The organism is Kribbella sp. HUAS MG21, from assembly GCF_040254265.1.
In the GTDB taxonomy this organism is placed as follows: Bacteria; Actinomycetota; Actinomycetes; order Propionibacteriales; family Kribbellaceae; genus Kribbella.
The window spans coordinates 3,396,132-3,419,058 of sequence record NZ_CP158165.1 but is presented as its reverse complement, the minus strand read 5'-3'; the positions used below and the strand labels follow the sequence as shown (position 1 = coordinate 3,419,058).

21 protein-coding genes are annotated in these 22,927 nt (G+C 71.1%); 12 read left to right on the top strand and 9 right to left on the bottom strand.

The window, feature by feature from the left end; translation table 11 throughout:
* Positions 1-126 precede the first annotated feature (126 nt).
* Positions 127-3,036: an AAA family ATPase gene (locus ABN611_RS16700; protein ID WP_350280796.1), complete on the top strand. Its 2,910-nt coding sequence runs from the start codon at positions 127-129 to the stop codon at positions 3,034-3,036.
* Between the two features lie 73 nt (positions 3,037-3,109).
* Here ABN611_RS16700 and ABN611_RS16695 read toward each other — a convergent pair whose 3' ends face one another.
* From ABN611_RS16695 to ABN611_RS16675, 5 genes are all read right to left on the bottom strand, one after another.
* Positions 3,110-3,316, bottom strand: coding sequence for a hypothetical protein (locus ABN611_RS16695; RefSeq protein ID WP_350280795.1), 207 nt, complete (start codon positions 3,314-3,316; stop codon positions 3,110-3,112).
* 182 nt (positions 3,317-3,498) lie between these two features.
* On the bottom strand, positions 3,499-4,848 hold the full coding sequence (locus tag ABN611_RS16690; RefSeq protein WP_350280794.1) for a serine hydrolase domain-containing protein: 1,350 nt from the start codon (positions 4,846-4,848) through the stop codon (positions 3,499-3,501).
* A gap of 79 nt (positions 4,849-4,927) precedes the next feature.
* The gene (locus ABN611_RS16685; RefSeq protein WP_350280793.1) at positions 4,928-5,113 is read right to left on the bottom strand and encodes a hypothetical protein; all 186 of its coding nucleotides are present in this window, start codon (positions 5,111-5,113) and stop codon (positions 4,928-4,930) included.
* 73 nt (positions 5,114-5,186) lie between these two features.
* On the bottom strand, positions 5,187-5,543 hold the full coding sequence (locus ABN611_RS16680; protein WP_350280792.1) for an NADH-quinone oxidoreductase subunit A: 357 nt from the start codon (positions 5,541-5,543) through the stop codon (positions 5,187-5,189).
* Positions 5,544-5,553: 10 nt separating this feature from the next.
* On the bottom strand, positions 5,554-6,354 hold the full coding sequence (locus ABN611_RS16675) for a hypothetical protein (RefSeq protein ID WP_350280791.1): 801 nt from the start codon (positions 6,352-6,354) through the stop codon (positions 5,554-5,556).
* A gap of 271 nt (positions 6,355-6,625) precedes the next feature.
* Between ABN611_RS16675 and ABN611_RS16670 the strand changes: the two genes are divergently transcribed.
* Genes ABN611_RS16670 through ABN611_RS16660 form a run of 3 tightly spaced genes read left to right on the top strand, consistent with a single transcriptional unit; the run spans position 6,626 to position 10,253 of the window.
* Positions 6,626-8,620 carry a 2-oxoacid:acceptor oxidoreductase subunit alpha gene (locus tag ABN611_RS16670; protein WP_350280790.1) on the top strand — a complete coding sequence of 665 codons (1,995 nt, stop codon included), beginning with the start codon at positions 6,626-6,628 and terminating at the stop codon, positions 8,618-8,620.
* Positions 8,617-9,696: a 2-oxoacid:ferredoxin oxidoreductase subunit beta gene (locus ABN611_RS16665; protein WP_350280789.1), complete on the top strand. Its 1,080-nt coding sequence runs from the start codon at positions 8,617-8,619 to the stop codon at positions 9,694-9,696. The genes ABN611_RS16670 and ABN611_RS16665 overlap by 4 nt, the downstream gene beginning before the upstream one ends.
* Positions 9,697-9,722: 26 nt before the next feature.
* Positions 9,723-10,253 (top strand): hypothetical protein, encoded by a 531-nt coding sequence (locus ABN611_RS16660; protein ID WP_350280788.1) that lies wholly within the window; start codon positions 9,723-9,725, stop codon positions 10,251-10,253.
* Between the two features lie 27 nt (positions 10,254-10,280).
* Here ABN611_RS16660 and ABN611_RS16655 read toward each other — a convergent pair whose 3' ends face one another.
* Both ABN611_RS16655 and ABN611_RS16650 read right to left on the bottom strand, forming a co-directional pair.
* Positions 10,281-10,925: an HAD family hydrolase gene (locus tag ABN611_RS16655; protein ID WP_350280787.1), complete on the bottom strand. Its 645-nt coding sequence runs from the start codon at positions 10,923-10,925 to the stop codon at positions 10,281-10,283.
* The gene (locus tag ABN611_RS16650; RefSeq protein WP_350280786.1) at positions 10,922-12,073 is read right to left on the bottom strand and encodes an alpha-hydroxy-acid oxidizing protein; all 1,152 of its coding nucleotides are present in this window, start codon (positions 12,071-12,073) and stop codon (positions 10,922-10,924) included. Before ABN611_RS16650 ends, ABN611_RS16655 begins: the two co-directional genes overlap by 4 nt.
* Positions 12,074-12,141: 68 nt before the next feature.
* On the opposite strand from ABN611_RS16650, the gene ABN611_RS16645 reads away from it, so the two are divergent.
* From ABN611_RS16645 to ABN611_RS16635, 3 genes are read left to right on the top strand one after another with little or no spacing between them, the layout of a single operon-like run.
* Positions 12,142-13,332 (top strand): MFS transporter, encoded by a 1,191-nt coding sequence (locus ABN611_RS16645; protein ID WP_350280785.1) that lies wholly within the window; start codon positions 12,142-12,144, stop codon positions 13,330-13,332.
* A 35-nt stretch (positions 13,333-13,367) separates the two neighbouring features.
* Positions 13,368-14,615, top strand: coding sequence for a DUF445 domain-containing protein (locus ABN611_RS16640; RefSeq protein WP_350280784.1), 1,248 nt, complete (start codon positions 13,368-13,370; stop codon positions 14,613-14,615).
* Positions 14,612-15,169: a DUF402 domain-containing protein gene (locus ABN611_RS16635; protein WP_350280783.1), complete on the top strand. Its 558-nt coding sequence runs from the start codon at positions 14,612-14,614 to the stop codon at positions 15,167-15,169. The genes ABN611_RS16640 and ABN611_RS16635 overlap by 4 nt, the downstream gene beginning before the upstream one ends.
* Here the strand turns inward: ABN611_RS16635 and ABN611_RS16630 are convergent.
* Positions 15,166-15,912: a M15 family metallopeptidase gene (locus tag ABN611_RS16630; RefSeq protein WP_350280782.1), complete on the bottom strand. Its 747-nt coding sequence runs from the start codon at positions 15,910-15,912 to the stop codon at positions 15,166-15,168. The two genes, ABN611_RS16635 and ABN611_RS16630, sit on opposite strands and share 4 nt — an antisense overlap.
* Before the next feature lie 173 nt (positions 15,913-16,085).
* Between ABN611_RS16630 and ABN611_RS16625 the strand changes: the two genes are divergently transcribed.
* The 4 genes from ABN611_RS16625 (at position 16,086) to ABN611_RS16610 (ending at position 21,093) form a co-directional block, all read left to right on the top strand.
* Complete coding sequence (locus ABN611_RS16625) at positions 16,086-16,736, top strand: hypothetical protein (RefSeq protein WP_350280781.1); 651 nt, start codon at positions 16,086-16,088, stop codon at positions 16,734-16,736.
* Positions 16,737-16,740: 4 nt separating this feature from the next.
* Complete coding sequence (locus tag ABN611_RS16620) at positions 16,741-18,696, top strand: HAD-IB family phosphatase (RefSeq protein ID WP_350280780.1); 1,956 nt, start codon at positions 16,741-16,743, stop codon at positions 18,694-18,696.
* 268 nt (positions 18,697-18,964) lie between these two features.
* The gene (locus ABN611_RS16615; protein WP_350280779.1) at positions 18,965-19,672 is read left to right on the top strand and encodes a SigE family RNA polymerase sigma factor; all 708 of its coding nucleotides are present in this window, start codon (positions 18,965-18,967) and stop codon (positions 19,670-19,672) included.
* A complete protein-coding gene (locus ABN611_RS16610; protein ID WP_350280778.1) occupies positions 19,669-21,093 on the top strand; it encodes a hypothetical protein in 1,425 nt (474 codons plus the stop codon). The genes ABN611_RS16615 and ABN611_RS16610 overlap by 4 nt, the downstream gene beginning before the upstream one ends.
* Here ABN611_RS16610 and ABN611_RS16605 read toward each other — a convergent pair.
* Positions 21,090-21,842 carry a TIM barrel protein gene (locus ABN611_RS16605; RefSeq protein WP_350280777.1) on the bottom strand — a complete coding sequence of 251 codons (753 nt, stop codon included), beginning with the start codon at positions 21,840-21,842 and terminating at the stop codon, positions 21,090-21,092. The genes ABN611_RS16610 and ABN611_RS16605 overlap by 4 nt on opposite strands.
* 109 nt (positions 21,843-21,951) lie before the next feature.
* Here ABN611_RS16605 and rarD point away from each other — a divergent pair, with 109 nt between their 5' ends.
* Complete coding sequence (gene rarD / locus ABN611_RS16600; RefSeq protein WP_350280776.1) at positions 21,952-22,869, top strand: EamA family transporter RarD; 918 nt, start codon at positions 21,952-21,954, stop codon at positions 22,867-22,869.
* The last annotated feature ends 58 nt before the right edge of the window (positions 22,870-22,927 follow it).

The window sequence follows — 22,927 nt, the reverse complement described above, 5'->3', positions numbered from 1 at the left end:
CCCGAACTCGCGATCAGGGACGGCGTTTCTGTACCCGGTTCTGGACCCGGTTCTGGACCCGGTTCTGGACCCGGGGAGCAGGAACGGACGGGATGCCGTCGATTTGTGTCGGCGTCAGGGGCGAAGATGGACGACGTGCCCTGGAACTCGACACCTCTCGTCGGCCGCTCGTCCGAGATGGCCGCCCTGCTCAGCGCCGTGGACGACGCCAAGACCCGGCGGGCCGGCGCCGTGCTGCTGTCCGGCGACGCCGGCGTCGGCAAGACCCGGCTGCTGGACGAGGTGGCGACCGGCGCCCACGAGCGCGGTTTCGGCGTCCTGGTCGGGCACTGCACCGACTTCGGTGACGCCGGCCTGCCCTACCAGCCGTTCTCGGAGATCTTCGGCCGCCTCGCGGGCGACCGGCCCGACCTCGTCGAGGGCGTGCTGACCAACTTTCCGGCGATCGGCCGGCTGCTGCCCGCGCACCGGCTGCTCGGCGCCCAGCCCGCACCACAGGAGGCCCAGCTCGACCGGGCCGCGCTGTTCGACGCGGTCCTCGGCGCGTTCACCGCGCTGTCCACCAGCGAACCGATCCTGGTGGTCATCGAGGACGCGCACTGGGCCGACGACTCGACCCGGGACCTGATCGGTTTCCTGATCACCCGGCTGACCTCGCAGCGCCTGGCGCTCGTCGTCTCCTACCGCAGCGACGACCTGCATCGCCGGCACCCGCTCCGCCGCCCGATCGCCGAATGGTCGCGCAATCCGCGGGTCCGCCGGGTCAACTTGCTGCCGCTCGACGCCGACGAGTCGCGCGCCCTGCTGCACTCGCTGCTGACCACGCCGCTGCCCGCGATCGAGGAGCGCCGCATCCTCGAGCGGGCCGGCGGGAACGCGTTCTTCACCGAGGAGCTGGCCGCCGCGGCCTCGATGGGCGACCGCGACGGCGTGCCGCCCGACCTGGCCGACCTGCTGCTGGTCCGCCTCGACCCGCTGTCCGACGCCGCCCGCCAGGTCGCCCGGGTGATCGCGGTCGCCGGGCGCCGGGTCCCGCACACGCTGCTGACCGGGGTCGCGGGGCTGCCCGACCGCGAGCTCGACGAGGCCCTGCGCGAGCTCATCGACGCGCACATCATCGACGTACCGACCAGCGATCGGTACTACTTCCGCCACGCGCTGCTCGCCGAGGCCGTGTACGACGACCTGCTGCCGGGCGAGCGCGTCCGCCTGCACGCGTCGTACGTCCAGGCGCTCGAGGACCTGACCGTGGCAGGTACGGCGGCCGAGCTCGCGGGGCACGCCACGCGGTCGCACAACCTGCCGGTCGCGTTCGAGGCGCGGGTCCGCGCCGGCGAGGAAGCAATCTCGGTCGGTGCGCCGCAGGACGCGCTGAAGCACTACGAGCTCGCGCTGGAGCTCTTCCCGAACCGCGCGCCGGACGACGCGGTCGAGAAGACCTGGCTGATCGTCCAGACCGCGACCGCCGCGACGCTGTCCTCGCAGCACCTGCGCGCGGTGAAGATCCTCCGCAAGGCGCTGGCCGACCTGCCGCCGGACGCGCCGAAGCTGGAGCGCGCGCAGCTGCTGCTGCCGCTGGCCGACATCGCGCTCGTCATCGACCAGGACCAGGAGTCCCACGAGGCGATCTCGCAGGCGCTCAAGCTGGTCAACGACGAGCCTGCCAGCGTGTTCAAGGCCCACGTGGCGTCGCTCTACGCGCGGGTCTCCGACGCGCTCGGCCGGCCGATGGAAGCCGAGAACTGGGCCCACAAGGCCCTGGAGATCGCCCGGGAGGCGGGGCAGGAGTCCGCGGCCAGCGACGCCGGGATCACCCTGGCCCAGCTCCGGCGCCGCGCCGGCGATCCGGAGACCGCCGTGAAGCAGCTCGAGGAGGCCGCGGTCCGGGCGCAGCTCGACGGGGATCCCGCCGCCGAGGTGCGGAGCCGGTTCCTGCTCGGCTCCACGCGGTACGAGCAGGGCGATTTGCTGAACGCAAAGGCCGCGTTGTCGTTCGCGACCAAGCGCGCCGGTGAGCTCGGGCGGCAGTGGGCGGCGTACGGCTTCGACGCCCGCCGGCTGCTGTCGCTGACACAGTTCACGCTCGGCGAGTGGGACGAGGCTTCCGCGACGGCCCGGACGGACGCGATGACGCCGGCGGCGGCCGCGGCGGCGCTGCGATCGGTGGAGTTCTCGGTGCGCAGTGCCCGGGGTGACACCGCGGTCGCGGAGGAGTTCGAGGTGTCGCGCAAGTGGTGGGACCTCGACATCATGCTGCCGATCATCGGACTGCAACCGGCCGTGGACGCGTACCGGATGCTCGACAAGCCGGCCGAGGCGGAGCAGCTGATCGCCGACGTGTCCGCGCTGTGCACGGACGTGTTCCAGACCGAGTGGTTCCTCGCGCGGATCCGGTTCTCGACGCTCGGCCTGCAGTTGCTGTGCCACCGCGCCGCCGGGGAGCCGTCGGCCGCGGCGGAGCTGGTCGCGCGTGGCGCGGAGTTGCTCTCGGCCGGGCAGGCGACCGCGGAGAAGGGGCTACCGCCGGGGCGGTTGATGGGGGTCGAGGGGCTCGCCTGGCTCGCGCGGCTGGAGTCCGAGTGGGAGCGGCTGCGCTGGCTGACCGGGATCGACGCGCCCTCGCCGGAGGAGCATGTCGCCGCGTGGCAGCGGACGACGGACGCGTTCGGGTACGGGTACGTGTTCGAGCAGGCGTGGTCGCGGATCCGGCTGTCGGACGCGCTCCGCGCCGCCGGCCGGGTCGCCGAGGCGAACGAGCAGACCGCGCTGGCGGCCGAGGCCGGCCGGGAGCTGGGCGCGCGCCCGTTGCTGGAGGAGGCCGGCGGTGGGGAGCACGGCGGCGGCAGTGCGCTGACGTCGCGCGAGACCGAAGTACTGCGGTTGCTCGCCGAGGGACGGACCAACCGGCAGCTGGCGCGGGAGCTGTACATCAGCGAGAAGACGGTCAGCGTGCACGTCTCGAACATCCTCGCCAAGCTCGGCGTCCGCTCCCGCACCGAGGCGGCCGCGGTCGCCCGCCGCGACGGCCTGCTCTAGCGCGCCGCGGCCGGGTGAAGCGCGGCGCGGCGGTCGGCGACGGCAGGCCGCGCGCTCAGGGCAGGCCGCGGGCTCAGCCGTGTTTGCGGTGCGGCTCCGGGTGGACGTGGCGCGCCCGGGCGCGGGCGAGCTCGTCGACGCCGGACTCCGCGGGATCGGCCGGGCGGTCGAGGGTGGTGATGTCGTCGAAGACCTTGCGGGCGTGCCGCATCCGCGCTGCGGCCAGCAGCACCAGCGCGGCCACAGCGAGGGCAATCACTACCCACAGTTGCCACGGCATAGCCTCACCACCAGGTACTCGCCCCGTTTCCCCGAGTAATCACCATAGCCCCGAACCGAGCGCTTGGCGACCGGCTGTACGCATTCCGTTAAGCCCAACGCTTGAACCTCACGATTGTTGCCCCACGCAATCACAAGCGGTGACCGGGCAACGAGTTCCGGCAGTCTAGAGATGAACTACTTTCAGTTACTCCGCCGGGTGAGCCGGCCACCGCGGAACGTGTACGTCGCCCGCCCGTCGACCGGATCCCGGAACGCGATCACCTCGTGCGTCCCGCGCTCCGGCTCGGCGGCGATCAGCCGGGTGTCGTCGAGCGCCACCAACCGGGTCCGGCGCGGCTCCGGGATCAGCACCCGCGCCTCCTCGCCGACCGCCTCGTCGAGCACCCAGAACTCCCCGTCCTCGACGGTGAACGTGCTCTGCGTCAGTACGCCGGCGTAGCGGCCGGTGACCAGTTCCGGCGAGATCTCGACCGGCTCCGTGGGCGGTACCGGACGCGCCGGGAGCTCGACCCCCGCGGTCTCGCGGAGGATGTGGCCGACCAGGTCGTCGTACAGCGCTCCCGGGCTGCCGCCGTTGGTGAGCAGCGCGACCGCGACACCCTTGTCCGGCACCAGCCGGAAGAACGCCGACTGGCCGACCGTGCCGCCGTCATGGCCGTAGAGCCGGCCGCCCTCGACGTCGAAGATCATCCAGCCGAGCCCCCAGTGCTGCGCGAAGCCACCGATCGCCGGTACGTCGATCTGCGGCTCCCAGAGGCCGTCGATCGTGGCCCGGTCGAGCAGTGTCGCGTCCAGGTACGCCCGGCCGAACGTGAGCAGGTCCCGCGCAGTCATCGCCAGCAGCGACCCGGCCGGCGCCATCGCGTGCACCAGGCTCCACACCGGCGCCGCCCGCAGCGGATCGCCGGGCTTCGGCGCGACGTGCCCGAGCGCGGCGCGGTACAGCAGCGCCTCGTCCGGGATGGTCGCGACGTGCTCCAGCTCGAGCGGTACGGCGATCCGCTCACGGATCAGCTGGTGGTACGGCTTCCCGAGCAGGACCTCGGCGATCCGGCCGAGGACGACGTACCCGGCGTTGTTGTAGGAGAAGCCCGCGCCCGGCTGCACGTCCTGCGCGAGGCCGGGCAGGACGTCGCGGACGAACAACTCGACCGCGTCGTCACCGCGCGAGGTCGAGGTGAACGCGTCGCCCGAGAACCCGCTGGTGTGGGTGAGCAACTGCCGGATCGTGATCGCCGCGGCAGCGTCCTCGTCGGCGAGCTTGAACTCCGGAAGGTAGGCGCGCACCGGCCGGTCGAGCTCGACCTTGCCCTCGGCAACGAGCTGCGCGATCAGCGTGGTCGTCCACAGCTTCGTGATCGACCCGATCTGGAACACCGAGTCGACGGTCGCCTCGACCCCGGTGTTCAGATTCAGCACCCCCGCGGCCGCCGCACTCACCTCCCCACCGGCCAGCACGGCGACGGACGCCGCCGGCACGCCGTGCTTCGTGATCAGCTCCGCGAGATTGCCGTCCAGCCAGCTCTGCACGTCGTCGCTCCTCGGGAAGGCGGGGCTGTGCGCACCCACCGGTACTCACAGCCCCGTCACGGTACCCCGAGCCGACCGGCTACTTCGACTGACCGCCGTTGGCCTTGCGAACCGCGTTCGCCGCCTTCTTCTGAGCGGCCCGCATGTTCTTGGCCGTCTTGGCATCCGCGGTCCGCCACGCGGGGTCCCTGCTCAGCTTGATCGCCGCGTCCGTGTTCTTGGCGCTGATCCGGTCGCTGTTCGTGTTGCGCCTGCCGAAAGCCATGATCGAGTTCCCTTCGTCGGTGACATTCGTGGACTCGACGCGGCCCCGGCCCGCACGGTTCCCGACGCGTGGCTCAGGTCCAGCGGAGGACGCCCTTGCGGTAGGCGTAGAGGAGGCCTACCGCTACGAAGGCGAGGAAGACGAACATCTCGACGAGGGTGGCGAAGCCGAGGGCCGCGAAGATGGTGGCCCAGGGGAAGAGGTAGATCGCGTCGACGGCGAAGATCACGTACAGGTACGCGAACAGGTAGTACCTGATGTGCATCTGCGCCCAGCCCTCGCCGACCGGGTCGACGCCGGACTCGTACGTCTTGAGCTTGCCCTCGGTCGGATACGTGACCGTCAGCGCCTTGTTCAGCGCGAACGCGCCGATCAGCCCGACCAGGCCGAGCGCGACCACCGCGGCGACGACGCCATAGCTGTCCGACACAGGTCGCAGTCTAGTTCGTGCAGAGCAGTAAGGCATCGATCGAGACGTACGGGCCGTAGCCGGAGCGGATGTCGGCGACCTGGAAGCGGAGGCGGGTCACGCCGGTGATGTCGTGGTTCAGCCACCCCTCGGTCTCCTGCTGCATCCGGACCGACGTCAGCGCCGTGGTCCCGCTGTGCAGCGACACCCGCACCAGTCCGTCGGTCAGGTTGCCCAGCCAGTTCCGCGAGTAGCGGCACCCGGTCGCGTCCACGTCACCCCAAACGTACCCGCCCTGGTTCGCGAGCAGGTCGGCCTCGGACCGCCGCGGCCCTTCCTTCGGCGGTACGACGGTGAACTGCGGCTGCCCGGCACCGCCCGCGGCCAGCAGGCCCTTCTTGAACATCCCCCGCCACACGTAGTGCTTGAAGCTGATCATCGGCGAGATCGCCGCGGCGTACGGCGCCTGCGGGCCGACGGCGATCCGGTACGTCCGGACCGACCCGGGCTGCACCGTGGTGATCCTGACGCTGCCACCGGACGAGTACCCGTGCGCGACCTCCTGCCAGCGCTTCAGCGACGGGATCCACTGGTGCAGCGGCACCCGCGTCCCGGCCTTGGGCGCCGGCGACAGGATCCCGACCACCATGATGACGCCCTTGGTCGCGTCGGTCGTCCGGATGCTGTGGATCTTCGCCGTCCGCGTGGCAGCCGTCACCGCCGCGGACGCCGTACTGCCCAGACTCAGGGCGCTGTCCGCCGGGGCGATCGGGGCTGCGCAGCCCGGGACCAGCAACGTCAGCAATCCGGCGAGCAACCGCCCATGGCGCATGAGACGACTCCCTGAGCTCACAACAAGACGACCGCCACCCTGCCGGTTCTCGCTGCGGATCGCAAGCGAGCACTCGCGGAGGGTGACACCGGAGGGACCCACCGCCCTACCTGATCGGGCCGGCTTGTAACACCGCGTCCCAGGCTGTGGACCACCGGGGCTTCCGCATGATTCCGTTCTAAGGGCGAACTAATATTGGGGTTATCGCCCTGACGGGGGGATCGACCTGGTATCCACGAGGTGCCGGACCGACCCAAGCTTCGACTTGGAGATGAACAGAACAGTGACCATCGAGGTCAAGCAGCTCGACCGCGTGGTGATCCGCTTCGCCGGCGACTCCGGCGACGGGATGCAACTCACGGGGGACAGGTTCACAGCGGAAACGGCATCGTTCGGCAACGACCTGTCGACGTTGCCCAACTTTCCGGCCGAGATCCGGGCACCAGCCGGGACCCTGCCGGGAGTCAGCTCCTTCCAGCTCCACTTCGCCGATCACGACATCCTCACGCCGGGTGACGCGCCCGACGTGCTGATCGCGATGAACCCGGCGGCCCTGAAGGCGAACCTCAAGGACGTGCCGCGGGGCCGGACCCTGATCGTCGACACCGCCGACTTCACCGCCCGGAACCTGAAGCGGATCGGGTACGACGAGAACCCGCTGGAGACCGGCGAGCTCGACGGGTACCACGTGGTCCCGCTGAACCTGACCGGCATGACGGTGGAGTCGGTCAAGGAGTTCGGGCTGTCCCGCAAGGACGCGTCCCGGGCGAAGAACATGTACGCGCTCGGCCTGGTGTCCTGGCTGTTCCAGCGCCCGGTCGAGTCGACGATCTCGTTCCTGGAGACCAAGTTCGCCTCGAAGCCGGAGATCCGGGACGCGAACATCGCGGCCTTCCGGGCCGGCTACAACTTCGGCGAGACCGCCGAGGAGTTCTCGGTCCGGTACGAGGTGAAGCCGGCCAGCATGGCCGCCGGCACCTACCGGAACATCTCCGGCAACCTGGCGCTGGCCTACGGCCTGGTGGCGGGCGCGCAGCGGGCCGGGCTGCCGCTGGTGCTCGGTGCGTACCCGATCACCCCGGCGTCCGACGTGCTGCACGAGCTGTCCAAGCTCAAGCGGTTCAACGTCACGACGATCCAGGCCGAGGACGAGATCGCCGGTGTCGGCGCCGCGCTCGGCGCGTCGTTCGGCGGCGCCCTCGGGGTCACCACGTCGTCCGGTCCGGGCATCAGCCTGAAGTCCGAGACGATCGGCCTCGGCGTGATGCTCGAGCTGCCGCTGGTGATCTGCGACATCCAGCGCGCCGGCCCGTCGACCGGGATGCCGACCAAGACCGAGCAGGCCGACCTGCTGCAGGTGATGTTCGGCCGCAACGGCGAGGCCCCGCTGCCGGTGCTCGCGGCGCAGTCCCCCGCGGACTGCTTCGCGATCGCGATCGAGGCGGCCCGGATCGCGATCACCTACCGGACGCCGGTGATCGTGCTGTCCGACGGCTACCTGGCGAACGGGTCCGAGCCGTGGAAGATCCCGGCCGTCGACGAGCTGCCGGCCATCGACCCGGACTTCACCACCGCGCCGAACGCGACCGGCCCGGACGGCAAGCCGCTGTACCTCCCGTACGAGCGCGACCCGGAGACCCTGGCCCGCGCCTGGGCGGTCCCGGGCACCGCCGGGCTGGACCACCGGATCGGCGGTCTGGAGAAGGAGGACAAGACCGGCAACATCTCCTACGACCCGGCCAACCACGACCTGATGATCCGTACCCGGCAGGCCAAGGTCGACGCCGTGGCGCGGTCGATCCCGCCGGTCCAGGTCGACGACCCCGACGGTACGGCGAAGGTCCTGGTGCTCGGGTGGGGTTCGACGTACGGCCCGATCGGCGCGGGTGTGCGCCGGGTCCGCAAGGTCGGCGGCAAGGTCGCGCAGGCGCACCTGCGGCACCTGAACCCGTTCCCGGAGAACCTCGGCGACGTACTGCGCAGCTACGACAAGGTGCTCGTCCCGGAGATGAACCTGGGCCAGCTGGCGATGCTGCTGCGCTCGAAGTACCTGGTCGACGTGGTCTCCTACGCGCAGGTCCGCGGCATGCCGCTCGGCGCGGCGGAGCTGGCCGAGGTGATCGGCAACCTGGTCGAGGAGACCGAGGGCATCGACGACGACGCCCGGCACCTGGGGGCGGCCGCGGCCGCCGTCAAGCACGGCGAGGCACTGGCCGACAGCAACGGCCACGTGAAGCCTGGAATGCAGACAAGGGGAGCACGATGAGCACCGTGGAGCTCGGCATGCCGAGCCTGCCCAACGGTCTGAGCGGCGTCCCGCTCGCGACCGAGCCGCAGAACCGCAAGGAGTACGTGTCGGACCAGGAGGTCCGCTGGTGCCCCGGCTGCGGTGACTACGCCGTCCTCGCGGCCTTCCAGGGGTTCCTGCCAGAGCTGGGGATCAAGCGCGAGAACGTCGCGATCGTCTCCGGGATCGGCTGCTCGTCGCGGTTCCCGTACTACCTGTCGACGTACGGCATGCACTCGATCCACGGCCGCGCGCCGGCGATCGCGACCGGGCTGGCGACCGCCCGGCCGGACCTGAGCGTCTGGGTGGTGACCGGTGACGGCGACGCGCTGTCGATCGGCGGCAACCACCTGATCCACACGCTGCGGCGGAACGTGAACCTCAAGATCCTGCTGTTCAACAACCGGATCTACGGCCTCACCAAGGGCCAGTACTCGCCGACCTCGGAGCCGGGCAAGGTGACGAAGTCGACGCCGATGGGCTCGGTGGACAACCCGTTCAACCCGGTCTCGCTGGCGCTCGGCGCGGAGGCGACGTTCGTGGCGCGCACGATCGACTCCGACCGCAAGCACCTCACCTCGGTGCTGCGGGCGGCGGCCGAGCACCGCGGTACGGCGTTCGTGGAGATCTACCAGAACTGCCCGATCTTCAACGACAACGCGTTCGAGGCGTTCAAGGACCCGGAGACCCGGGACGACGCGATCATCCCGCTCGTGCACGGCGAGCCGATCCGGTTCGGCACGGACGGCCGGCTCGGCGTGGTCCGCGACGGGTTCGCCTCGCTCGCGGTCCGCGAGGTCGCGGAGCTGCCGAACGGCGAGGCCGACCTGGTCGTCCACGACGCGCACACCGAGGACCCGGCGTACGCGTTCGCCCTGTCCCGGCTCACCGACGGCGGCGTCCTGCACCGCGCCCCGGTCGGCGTCTTCCGCTCGGTCGAGCGTCCGGCGTACGACGACCTGGTCCGCCAGCAGATCACCACCGCCCAGGAAACCCAGGGCCCCGGCGACCTCCAGTCCCTCGTCACCGGTTCCGACACCTGGACGATCAGCTGACCCCTGCGCACGAAATGCTTGATGCCGTGATTGACATCAGCGATTCGATCGCCAAGAAGACGGTGAAGTTCGGTCGGCCGATCAAGGGCAGCGAGTTGATCGAGGCGGTGCGGCGCGCGTGCGGTGACGAGAGGTCGTTCGTGCAGGAGCATCGGTACGACGACGGTCACCTCTACGCCGTGGGACGGTCGTCGGGGTACGAGTACGAGAACGTCCTCGTCACGCCGACCAAGAACGATGCGTACCTCAAGCCGGACGAGCAGTACGAATCCGCCGTGGTCGTCAGTCACGATCTCGGCGGCGGCCAGCGCTTCGGGTCCCGGGCGGCCGACGGCGCCGAGATCGACGCCGTCCTCGAGTTCGCCGACCAGCTCGAACAGCAGGTCACGTCCGGGCGCCAGGAGGACCTCGGTCGCGGACGCGACCCGTACGCCCCGGCGGCCGGCGCGGTGTCCCGCCGTGCGGATGGTGCTGCGCCCCAGGGCGTGGACGCGGCGGCGGCGAGCCCGTGGCGCGACGGCACCGGGCGGGGCGGCTACAACAACCTCGCGCGCTGACCTCGCGGGGCTTTCCCGGAACTCAGATCAGAGCAGCTCGGTGAGCACGGTTCCGGCCGCGCGGTCCAGGTGCCGCGCGGCCAACCCCGCGGCTTGTGCGGCCAGTACGTCCAGCTCAAGGTTGTCGCCGATCATCAGGACGTCGGCCGGTTCGCAGCCCAGCGCTTCACAAACGCGCTGATAGGCCAGCGGATCGGGCTTGCTGACGCCGAGTGATTCGGACGTGCACACCACATCCACCAGCTCCGCCAGCCCGATCGCCTCCAGCTTCGCGTTCTGCTGCACGGTGCTGCCGTTGGTGAGTACGCCGATCCGCCACCCGTTGCCTCGGGCAACCTCCAGCGCGGGGCGCGCGTCCGGGTACGCGATCCAGCGGTCGCGGTAGTGCCGCAGGTAGCCCTCGAAGAACTCGTCCTGCGCGGCCTCCGTCGGCGGCACCGGCCGACCGATCAACGGCAGGAACTCGTGCAGCCTCGCACGCCGCTGCCCCTGGTGCGTGAGCTCGCCGGACAGCCACCGCGGGTAGACGCGGTCCTCGATCACGAACCACTCCGCGACCAGCTCGTCGGTCGGCGTGACGCCCAGCTCCGTCACCCAACCGCGGAGTCCGAGCGTCGCCGAGCCCGTGTGGTCGAACAGCGTGTTGTCGAGATCGAACACCACCGCCTTCACGCGCGGACCACCGAGTCGCGGGTGAGCTCGCGGTGGTTGGCGTAGCCGGAGAGCGCCAGCGTGAGATCGAGCTCCGCGAGGAAGCAGCGCAGGACGTGCTCGACGCCTGCTTGGCCGCCCAGCGCCAGCCCGTAGAGGAGCGGGCGGCCGAGCAGCACCGCCTTGGCGCCGAGCGCGAGGGCCTTCGCGGCGTCGGCGCCGGTGCGAACACCGGAGTCGAACAGGATCGTCAGCTGCTCGCCGACCGCGTCCGCGATCGCGGGCAGGGCGTCCAGCGCGGCGACCGCGCCGTCGACCTGGCGGCCGCCGTGGTTCGAGACCACGATGCCGTCGACGCCGTACTCGGCGGCCAGCTTCGCGTCCTCGACGTGGGTGATGCCCTTCAGGACGATCGGCCCGCCCCAGTTGTCGCGCAGGAACGACAGGTCGTCCCAGGCCAGCCCGACGTTCGGGAACATCTGCGCCCAGTGCATCACCGCCGCGCCGGGGTCGTCGGCGATCGGTTTCGCCAGCTTCGCGCGGAACGCCGGATCGCTGAAGTAGTTCGCCAGCCCGTCCCCCTTCAGGAACGGCAGGTACCCGCGGTCCAGGTCGGCCGGCCGCCACCCGATCGTCCCGGTGTCGAGCGTCACGACGAGTACGCCGTACCCCGCGGCCTCCGCGCGCCGCAGGAAGCTCAGGCAGACGTCGCGGTCGGTCGGGTAGTAGAGCTGGAACCACTTGTTCGCCGCCTCGATCTGCTCGATCGCGTGGCTGGCCTGCGTGGAGTGCGTGTAGGTCAGTCCGAGGGTGTCGGCGGCCCGCGAGGTCGCCAGTTCGCCTTCCTCGTGCGCGAGGGTCTGGACGCCGATCGGCGCGACCAGCACCGGTGCGGGCATCGCCGTACCGAGGACGGTGCAGGACAGGTCGCGCTCGGTGCTGCCGCGGAGCATCCGGGGCGCCAGACGCCAGCGGTCGAAGGCGGCCCGGTTCGCCCAGGCGGTCGAGCCCTCGCCGGCGCTGGGGACGATGTACCCCATCGCCTCGGCCGGCAGCCTCCCGGCCGCCTGCGACTCCAGCCGCGCCAGGTCGGTCGTGATCTCCGGCCGCGTGTCCTGCAGCATCCCCTGCAGGTAGATCTGCAGCTGGTAGTCCCCGAAGTTGGCCATGCCGGATGCTTTCACGGCCGCGCCGGTCGCCACCATGGCATCTGCGACAATCAGGTGTGACAAGTTCGGTGACTCCTGACACGACCGCGCGGCACGTGAGTCTGGCGTTGTTCGCGCTGGCCACCGGCGGGTTCGCGATCGGGACCACCGAGTTCGTCACGATGGGGCTGCTGCCGCAGATCGCGGACGGTGTCGGCATCTCGATCCCGACTGCCGGTCACGTCGTCTCGGCGTACGCGCTCGGGGTCGTGGTCGGCGCTCCGGTGATCGCGGCGCTCGGCGCGCGGACCGGGCGGAAACGCCTGCTGCTCGGGCTGATGGCGGTGTTCGTGCTCGGCAACGTGCTGTCGGCGGTCGCGGCGAGCTACGAGTTCCTGCTGGCCGCGCGGTTCCTGTCCGGCGTCCCGCACGGCGCGTTCTTCGGCATCGGCGCGGTGGTCGGCGCGTCGATGGTGCCGCCCGGCCGGCGCGCCCGCGCGGTGTCGATGACGATGGTCGGGCTCCCGGTCGCGAACATCCTCGGCGTCCCGGTGACGACGTACCTCGGTCAGCAGCTGGGTTGGCAGGTGCCGTTCCTCGCGGTCGGCGTACTGGGGCTGCTCACGCTGGTCGCCGTCTGGTTCTGGGTGCCGCCGCAGCCGGTCGGCGGCGACGTGAACGTCCGCAGCGAGCTCAGCGCGCTGGCCCGGCCGCAGGTGTGGATGGCGCTGCTCGTCGGGATGGTCGGCTTCGGCGGCATGTTCGCGACGTACTCCTACATCACGCCGACGATGACGGAACTGGCCGGTTTCTCCGAGTCGGCCGTGACGATCGTGCTCGGCGTGTACGGCGTGGGCATGACGGCCGGCACCGTCCTCGGCGGCCGGCTCGCCGACCGCTGGCTGATGGGCAGCGTGTACGGCGGACTGGTCGCGGTCGCCGTGGTGCTCGGGACCTTCGGCTGGCTCGCGCAGACCCGTCCCGGGGCGCTGGTCGCGGTGTTCGCGCTGGGCTGCTCGGCGAGCATCCTGGTGCCCGCGCTGCAGACCCGTCTGATGGACGTCGCGCACGAGGGCCAGTCGCTGGCCGCGTCGCTGAACCACTCCACGCTGAACATCGCGAACGCGCTCGGCGCCTGGCTCGGCGGCGTCGTCCTCGCCGCCGGCTACGGCTACGAGTGGCCGAGCCGCCTCGGCGCGGCGCTGGCGCTGGCCGGCCTGGTGCTGGCGGCGATCTCGGGGCTGATGGAACGCCGAGGGGCGAATCAGGTACTTGCCTGAGGGCTTCGTCACCGCCGACTTGGTTAGATCGGGGTATGGCGACCTTGACGTTGGGCGCGGCCGATCTGGTACGGCGGCGTGGGCTGCGGCAGATGCGGACGGTGGCGTTGTCGCTGCTGGTGCTCGCCGCCGTGATCTACGTGGCGACGCTGCACCGCGGCGGCGGCTGGGGGTACCTGAACGCGGCGGCCGAGGCGGCGATGGTGGGCGCGCTGGCGGACTGGTTCGCGGTGACCGCGCTGTTCCGGCGGCCGCTCGGGCTGCCGATCCCGCACACCGCGATCGTGCCGACCCGCAAGGACAGCCTCGCGGAGAGCCTCGAGCAGTTCGTGACGGAGAACTTCCTGTCCGAGGAGGTCGTCGCGGAGAAGATGCGGACCGCGCAGGTCAGCCGCCGGGTCGGCGAGTGGCTTGCCGACGGCAACCATGCCGAGCGGATCGTGGCGGAGGGCGCGCGGACGGTCGGCGCGGCGCTGCCGAAGCTCGGGGACGACGACGTGGCCGCGTTCGTCCGCGGGTCGTTGCTGCCGCGGTTCGTGAAGGAGCCGTTGAGCCCGATCGCAGGGCACTTCGTCGGCTCGGTGGTCGAGGACGGCGCGCATCACGCGCTGTTCGACCTGCTGATGGTGGAGGCGTACGACTGGCTGGCCGCGAATCGCGAGCTGCTCGCGGACGTGGTCGGTCCGCGGGCGCCGCGCTGGTCGCCGCAGTGGGTGGACCGGCTGGTGATCGACCGCATCCACCGCGAGGCGCTCGCCTGGCTGGCCGACGTACGGGACAACCAGACGCACCCGGCGCGGCGGGCGATCGACCGGCTGCTCGGGCAGCTGGCGGACGACCTGCAGCACGACCCGGACACGATGGAACGCTTCGAGGCGTGGAAGGCGCGGATGCTGACGCATCCGGACATGGGGTCGAGCCTGACGGCCGTGTGGGACGCGATGCGGACGGCGCTGATCGACGCGATCAACGACCCGGGCAGCACGCTGCGGGCGCGGGGCGTGAAGGCGCTGCAGGACCTCGGCGGCCGCCTGCAGGAGGACGAGCCGCTCCGCGCGAAGGTCGACGCCCGCGCGGCCGAGGCGGTCGGGTACGTCGTACGCACGTACGGTGCCGAGATCGTCTCGGTCATCTCCGACACCATCGAACGCTGGGACGGCCGCGAGGCCGCCGCCCGCATCGAACTCCACGTCGGCCGCGACCTCCAGTTCATCCGCATCAACGGCACCGTCGTCGGCGCCCTCGTCGGCCTCACCATCCACGCCCTCAGCGAACTCCTGTGAACGTCACCTACCTCCGCAAACGCAAGCGCCCGCGCGGCTCGGGGCTGTGGGCCGCTTACATGCTGGACACGGATGCCTTCGGCACCTGGTTCTACACGCCGGCCCGCTCGCTCTTCCGCGGCGACAACGGCGAGTACTGCGAGATGGCCCAGCTCGGGCCGGCCGGACCGGGTGAGCACTGCGTCCAGCTGGCTCCCCACGACGGGTGGTGGTTCGCGTACTTCCGGCAGAGCGGGTTCCTGCACGTCGATGTCGGTACGACGCCTGTGCTGGTCGGCGAGGAATGGACGTTCGAGGACCTGGAGCTGGATCCGTTCCGGCAGCCCGACGGAACGATCGGCACCGAGGACTGGGACGAGCTGGCGGCGGCGCACGCGGCCGGGCTGGTCAGTGATGCCGAACGTGCGGAGGCCGAGGACGCCGCGCGGGGCTTGGAGCGGGATTTCGCGGCCGGGGTGGAGCCGTTCGGGCGGGCTGGTTGGGACAGGCTGGCAGCGGCGGTAGCACTGGGGCTACCGCCGCTGACCGATCTCGGGGAACGTCCGCTGGACTAGATGCCGCAGGTGGGGGCGTCCCAGAAGTTGCTGGTGCGGATGTCGAGGTGGGTGTGGTCGTTGTGGCCGGGGTAGCCGGGGCCGAGGATGCCGCCGAAGCCGTGGTAGCGGGCCTGCTTGGCGAGGGTGCAGAGCGACGGGTTGCCGACCAGGTCGGCGGAGCGGCCGTACAGGTGCTGGCTGTTGCTGGCGCCGCCGACCTGGCTGTTACACGAGTAGCTGCGGAAACCGCTGGTCACGACCAGCGGCTGGTCACCCAGCGCGTGCCGCAGGGCCTCCAGGTGCCACATCGTCTCGAGCGCGTTGGCCTTGGTCGCCGCCGCGGACAGCGGGCCGCCGTCGAACCCGGACCCGCCGCAGCCGTCGTCGAGTTCGGCGTAGGTGAAGTGGATCGGCGTGCAGTCGTCGTCCTGCAGCGCGTAGATCTTGTTGAACGTGTTCTGCCCGGCGACCCCGTCGGCGGTCAGCCCGTACGCCGACTGGAACCGCTGGACCGCCGCCTTGGTGGCCGGCCCGAAGGCGCCGTCGATCGCGAGATGGCCGCCGTACCCGGGATAGCCGGAGACGCGGATCTGCAACTGCCGTACGTCCTCGCCACTGGCACCCTGGCTGAGGGTACGGCTCCACGTGTAACAACCGTCCGCGTGCGCGACGGTCGTGGACACCACCTGCGACGCCGTCAGCGTCGCGACGAACAACAGCAGGATCGCGAGCAGTCGCGGCAAGGGTCGAGTGAAGGACATCGGAACAACCTCCGGGGCGGTGAAGGGGAATGTGTCCTGACACCACGGTCCGGCAATTTCCGCCGCTTGGCCAGTACTTGATGAAACTTTCCGTCACCACCCGTTCACTTTCCTGAACCTCGGGCCCTGAATGATGAACGCGGCACTGTCCCCGACGGCTGTGGAGTTGGCACATGAAGGGCTTCGCACGCCCGCGCACACTCGAGGCGTTCGCGCGGATCTGCAGTCTGGCCGAGGGCCAGCATGGCCTGGTGGCGATCGCGCAGCTGCGCGGCGAGGTGACCGAGCAGGTGCTCGCGCAACTGCGGGACGCCGAGATCGTCGAGCCGATCGTCGAGGGCGTACTGCGGGTCCGCGCCGGCGCGAGTCATCCGCATCCGACTCTCTACGCGACCTGGCTGCTAGCCGAGGCCTCCCCCGCGTGGGAACGGTCGCTGACCACCCTGGTCGTCTCGCACCGGTCCGCCGCCCGGCTGTACGGCGCCGGCAGCGTCGGCGGCGACGAGCTCGAGTTCTCCGGCCGGGCGCGCAACGCACTGCCCGGCAACGTGACGGTGTACCCGCGATCGGTCGCCGAGGACCAGTGCCGCGTGATCGAGGGCCTTCCGGTCACCGCGCCGGCCCGGACGCTGGCCGATCTCGCCGACGGCCAGGGCCTCGACCTGTCCGACCTCGGCCGGCTGGCCAGGTCCTTCATCAGTCAGGGCTGGACGACAGCCGACGAGCTCGGCGCGGGCCTGACGCGGCAGTTCGCCGGCCGCGAACCGGCGTACGACGGTCCCAGCTGGCTCGAGTCCGCGCTCGACGCGGCCGCGAAGGGCTGACGGCATGCCCGGGTACGACGGTCACCTCGACCGCAAGCAGTTCCGCGGCGCGTTCCCGCGCTGGGCCCGGCTGATCGGTCGTCTGCAGGAGGTCAGCACCCCGCACTTCCCGGTCGACCGCGCCAAGCGGCAGCTGGCCGTCGGAGACTTCCTGTCCCAGCTGAACCGGGATGGTGACGCCTGGAAGAACACCGGCTCCAACCCGCTTCCGGCCTACGCCGAGGCGTGGTCCGGGACCACCGACGCCGGAGCCGGGGTCGACCAGGTCTACGCGATGGCGCGCACCGCCAACGACCTCGACGTCTACAACGACGCGATCGGGCACCTGCCGGACGACGAGTACCTGGCCCGGGTGCGTGAGTCCGTCATCGCGGTGGCGCCGCTGCGGCACAACCCGCTCGACGGCGGCGAGGGCCTCGGCGGCCTGGTCCGGTACACGACCCGGAACGTCGAGGTCGCCGGACGCGGGCACGCCGTCTTCACGATCGACGTACAGCCGGTCGACGACAGCCGCGGGCCCCTCGGCCTGCGGCGCGACGGGGACGCCTTCACGATCGAGGTCGACGTGAAGATGCCGACCATGATCCAGCAGTCCAGCGAGCCCGAGCGGGCCCGGCGGTCGATCGTCGGCGTTCAGCTCCCCGGCCTGAAACCGATCAGGCCGCTGCTGCGGCCGGTGGCGGACCTGGCGGCGGACAAGATGGCGGCCCTCGCCCTGCAGCCGGGGGTCGGCGACGGAATCGCCGCGCCCCGGTTCAAGGACATCGCCGATCTGTACTACATCGCGCGGACCTGTCCGGTGGACGGCGCGAAGCTTCGGAAAGCGCTGGCGGAGAACTGGCACTGGCGCGAGGCCGGCCGGACCGGTCCGCCGCACCCGTACCGCTTCTACGGGCAGGCACCGGCCCGCGACGACGAGACGGAAATCCTGTGGGACCAGGGTTTCCGGCAGCTGCGGGCACGGATCCCGCAGCTCCAGGAGTACCCGGAGTTCAAGGAAATGACGGAAACCATCGGCGCGTTCCTCGACGGCGCCGCCGACGGGTCGAACGGCGTCTGGGACCCTGCGCACGGGCAGTGGCGACCGTCGCTGCGGAGCGAGGTCGCCGCCACGATGGACCGCGCACTCGCTCCGGAGAACAGGACGGCGGACCCGCGGGAAGCGACCGTTCCGCTGCAGCCGGCGGTTCCGATGCAGCGGCACCTGTTCGTGTTCGACGTCGACAAGACGCTGAGCAAGCACGACACGTTGGACACGCTGGCCGAGCTCGCCGGGCGGCTGCCCGAGGTCCAGGCGGCACAGGCCGGGGACTACGAGACGTCCATCCGCGCCAAGATCGCCGTACTGCGGGGTGTCGACGCGTCACTGGTCCGCCAGGTGGCAGAGGGCGTCGAGCTGAGCGAAGGCGCCGAGCAGCTGATCCGCGAGCTCCGGGCCGCGGGCCACGAGGTCGCGATCGCGAGCGGCGGGTTCGACGCCGTCGTCGGGCCGCTCGCGGAGCGGCTCGGCGTCGAGCGGTACGCGGCCGGGAAGCTCGAGATCGAGAACGGCGTGCTCACCGGAGAGGTCAGCGATCTGATCGACGGTCCCGGGAAGGCGACCGCCATCCGCCGCTGGAACGAAGAGCTCGGGATCCCCCGGGAACGCACCATCGCGATCGGGGACGGCAGCAACGACGTGGACATGTTCGAGGCGGTCGGCTTCGCCGCCGGCTACCAGCCCGGCACGGCAGCGGCCGCCGCCTCCCACACCATCCTCCGCGACATGGGCCAACTGAACCGCGTAGTCCACCTCCCACCCCCCAACCGCCTCACCACCACCCCCGCCACCACCCAGGCCACCACCCCGGCCACCACCCAGGCCACCACCCAGGCCACCACGCCCGCCACCACTCCGGCCGCCACTCCGGCCGTCACCGCTGCCGGCTCCCGGCGCGGCGGCTCCGAGCGCAGCACCTGACGTCCGCGACACCCGCCACCACTCCCGCCACCGCTCCCGTCACTCCGGCCGTCAGCGCCGCCGGCTCCCGGCGCGGCGGGTCCGACCGCAGCACCTGACGCCCACGACACCCGCCAGCACCCCCACCACCACTCCCGCCGCCACTCCGGCCGTCAGCGCCGCCGGCTCCCGGCGCGGGGGCTCCGAGCGCAGTACCTGACGTCCGCGACACCCGCCGGTACCGCGGAACACGTAATACCTTGTTCCGGGACCCCGCCGCTTGTCGCGAATGTTCCGGGAGCAGGCAACCGTCCGGGCGGGCCAGGTGGTCGAGCAGGGTGTGAGCATCGACGACGGCGTGACGACGGCGCACGTGGCGGCGCCGCCGGTGGCGGCCCCGGTGGCGGCCCCGGTGGCGGCGGCCGCGGTGGCGGCGTGGGTGAATAGTTCGCGGGTGGACGGGGTGCGGGTGACGGGGGTGAGAGTGGTGTACGAGAGCGACGAGAGCGACACCGGGACGTTCGACGCATTCGTCGCGGCACGCTCGCGGGTGTTGCTGCGCACCGCTTTCCTGCTGACCCGCGACCACGCGCTGGCCGAGGACCTCGTGCAGACCGCGCTGGCCAAGGCCTGGTTCCACTGGTCGCGGATCCACGCGGACAACCCGGAACCGTACGTCCGGCGGATCCTCGTGACAACGTATTCCTCCTGGTGGCGCCGCCGCTGGAACGGTGAGATCCCGACCGCGGACATGCCGGAAACTCCCACCCCGGACGGCGAGGACGGCCTCGACCTCTGGGACGCGATCGGCCGGCTCCCCCGCCGCCAACGCGCGGTCGTCGTACTGCGTTTCTACGAGGACCTCAGCGAGGCCGAGACCGCCCGATTGATGGGCAGCACCGTCGGCACCGTGAAGAGCCAGACCGCCAAGGCCCTCGCCAAGCTCCGCCTAGACCCCTCCGTCACTACCCCGGCAGAACTGGAGACCCCGCGATGAACCTCCAGGACCTGCGCGACGAGCTCGCGACCCGCGCCACCTCCGCCGACGAGCACGCAACCGACCTGCTCCCAGGCGTACGACAGAAGGTCCGCCGCACCAAGCGCCGCCGGGCGTTCACCGCGCTCGGCGTGACCGCCGTCCTGGCTGCCGTCGCGGCCGGCCTCCTCCCCGGCCTGACCTCGACAACACCCCCGGCCGACACCCCGCCGGCCGACTACACCCGCGACGGCCAGACCGTGCCGGGCGTGGTCGGCAAGGACAAGTTGCTCAAACCGTGGGTCGGCGACCACGACCAGACCAAGCTGTCGTTCTCCTGGACCCCGACCACGGACTCCCTCGCGATCCACGCCGACTGCTCGTCGCCCGGCGGCAGCGCGATGGTCACCTTCACGATCGACGGCTGGTACGTCGGCGACGCAGTTTGCGCCACCGGCCCGGACTCCTGGGCGATGGGCAGCCAGGTCAGGATCGCGCCCGACGCGGCCCTCTGGCTGGCGTCCCCGGTCGGGAAACCGGCGCAGGTCACCGCGGAGATGGTCGACCTGAACACCCGTCGTCCCGTCGAGGAAGGCGGCCGGATCTGGTTCGGCATCTACTCCACCTCGCCGGAACCGCCGACCAGCAACGGCGCACCGGCCCGGATCGCCCCGGCGGAGGCGGACGCCTATCGCAAGGACGGTGTGGTCTACCGCAAGACCATCGGCGGCGACACCCTGGCCGCCGCGCAGGTCGCCGACCCCGGCGTCAAGGAACTGCGGTTCAGCTTCACCTCGACGGGCGCCAAGCTGGTGCTGCACGACTTCTGTACGGCGAACGCACGCTCGGCCGGCCTCGACCCGCCGTACTCGGTGTCGATGCGGATCGGCTCCGGCAAGCCGTACGTCTCCACCTGCCACGCGGACTCCACGGACGCCGCGAGCGGCAGCAGCCTGACGATCGCGTCACCGGCCCCGGCCGGGCAGAACGTCGACGTGTTCGCACAGGTCGTACCGACCCGCGCGAACGGACCCGCCGTACCGCCGGACGTCCGGCTGGGGCTGGGCGTCTACTTCCAGGGGCCGCAGCGCGTCGTCGACGGGGTGCCGTTCCCGGAGCGGACCGAGGTGGCCGGGTACCGGTACCGCCTCGCCGAGGTGAAGTCCGCGCCCGGCACCGACCGGCGCCTGTCCGTCGACACCCCGGCCGACCAGCCGTACGTCGTCGCGTACGGCGGCTCGGTCCTGGGCGCCGGCGAGTTCCGCGCCGACCTCACGATCGGCAAGACCGAGACGGGCGTCGGCATCGCGCCCGGCATCGGCGGCCTCGGCGTCGGCTGGGACCCGCACGGCCCCGGCCCCGCCGACCGCGCCACGCTGACCGTCACCGAGGGCAAACCCACGCAGGGCACGCTGATCCTGGCGATCTATCTAGCCGACTAGACCCAGCTGTGCAGGTCAGCCGCGTCCTGAGAGAACTGCTCCGTAGAGTCGTCCGCCACGAACTCCAGCAGCGCGTTGATCTCGCGCGGCTCGGCGGCGAGGCGGTCGAGAACCGGGCGCCACAGCGACTCGCGGGCCGCTAGCGGCAGCCGGGTGTTGGACGGCCACCAGGAGAACACGTGCACCGTGCTCAGCCACGGCATCAGCGCCTCCAGTTGCTGCAGGCACTTCTCGTCGTCCAGGTCGACCGGCGGCTGCCAGTACGTCGTCAGGTTCGGCGCGCCGACGTCGAGCAGCAGCGTGATCGTGGAGTCGACCTCGTCGGTGAGCGTGTTGCGGTGGAACTCCATCGCGATCTCGATCCCCGCACCGGCGGCCATGTCCGCGAGCTCGGCCAGCCCGCGCGTCACCGCCATCCGGTCGCCGACGCCCGCGTCCGCCGTACCGACGTTGCCGGCCCAGACCCGGATCCGCGGCGCGCCGAGCGCCTCGGCGGTGGCGACCGCTGAGCGCATCTCCTCGCGGTCGACGCTGCCGGCCCGCAGGTACGAGCCGTACGCCGCGACCTGCAGCCCGTGCACCTCGGTCAGGTTGCGGACCCGCTTGGCGTTGACCAGGTTGCCGAGCGGGACGTGGATGTCACCGCCCCACTCGATCGCCGCGAGCCCGGCCTTCGCCGCCGTCTCCACCACCTGGTCGACGGCCAACTGGCGGAACGTCACCGAGACCAGACCGGTCCTCACACCCACGCGTGCCTCCTCGTCTGTACCCCTCTATCCAACCGCATCGCACCAGCGTGTCTCACGTCATGAGCAAACCAGTTGGATGCGGCTGTCGCGCGGGCCTACGCTGAACGCCGTGCCGGAACTGCGACGAGGATTCATCTACGGGTTCAGCGCCTACCTGATCTGGGGCCTGTTCCCGCTGTACTGGAAGCTCCTCGACCACTCCGGCGCCGTCGAGCTGCTCGCCCACCGGGTGCTCTGGTCGCTGGTCACCGTCGTCCTCCTGGTCGCCGTACTGCGGAAGTTCGGTCGCGTGAAGGCCCTGCTCGCCGAGCCGCGCCGCCGGTGGCCGTTGATCGCGGCGGCGTTCCTGATCTCGGCGAACTGGGGCACCTACATCTGGGGCGTCGGCAACGGTCACGTCGTGGAGACCTCGCTCGGGTACTTCATCACGCCGCTGTTCACGGTGCTGCTCGGCGTCTTCGTGCTGAAGGAACGGCTCCGCCCGGTCCAGTGGGCGGCGCTCGGGATCGCGTTCGTCGCGGTCGTGGGGCTGACCATCGAGAACGGCCGGCCGCCGTGGGTCGCGATCATCCTGACGTTCTCGTTCGGCTTCTACGGGCTGGCGAAGAAGCAGGCGGGCGCCGGCGCGATCGAGGGGATGGCCGTCGAGTCCGGCACCGTCGTCCCGCTCGCGGTCGCGGCGATCGTCGTCCTCGGCCTGCGGGGCGACGCGACCGTCGCCGACCACGGTACGGCGTACCTCGTGCTGGTGCTGCTCGCCGGACCGATCACCGCCGTACCGCTGCTGCTGTTCGGGGCGGCCGCCACCAGGGTCTCGATGACGACGCTCGGGCTGCTGAACTACATCGCGCCGATCATGCAGTTCATCTGCGGCCTGCTGGTCTTCCACGAGCACATGTCGCCGATGCGCTGGGCCGGGTTCGGGCTGGTCTGGGTCGCGCTGGCGCTGTTCACGTTCGACAGCATGCACACCCGGCGCCGGACGCTGGCGCTCGAGCGGGCCGCGGTCACCGCTTCCGCAGTGTGATTGTTCGACTGCTCTTCGCTCAGTAAGGGCAACCTAAGCCGTCAGACGTTCACCTGAG